Annotated in this window: 1 protein-coding gene; it reads right to left on the bottom strand. The window is 56.2% G+C overall.

All coding sequences use genetic code 11. The features are described 5' to 3' along the window. A partial coding sequence (locus tag SB765_RS33000; RefSeq protein WP_410932946.1) for a peptidoglycan DD-metalloendopeptidase family protein occupies positions 1-242 on the bottom strand: 242 nt, incomplete at both ends.

Genomic DNA, 242 nt, shown 5'->3' with positions numbered 1-242 from the left:
GGAGCCGGTCAGCCCTTCGGTACGCGGCAGTTTTGCCGTCAGCGGGTTTACGGCCTGCTGGTTTATCCATACTTCATAGTGCAGATGCGGCCCGGTTGAACGTCCGGTATTACCGGAAAGCGCGATACGGTCGCCACGTTTCACCTTCTGTCCCGGTTTCACCAGAATCTTGCGCAAGTGCATATAACGCGTGGTGTAGCTGCGACCATGACGAATAGCCACATAATAACCTGCTGCGCCAC

It is taken from the genome of Pseudomonas sp. SIMBA_067, from assembly GCF_046534675.1.
Classification (GTDB): domain Bacteria; phylum Pseudomonadota; class Gammaproteobacteria; order Pseudomonadales; family Pseudomonadaceae; genus Aquipseudomonas; species Aquipseudomonas putida.
Note: the sequence above shows the minus strand (reverse complement) of the source record. Positions and strands in the feature narration are given on the sequence as shown.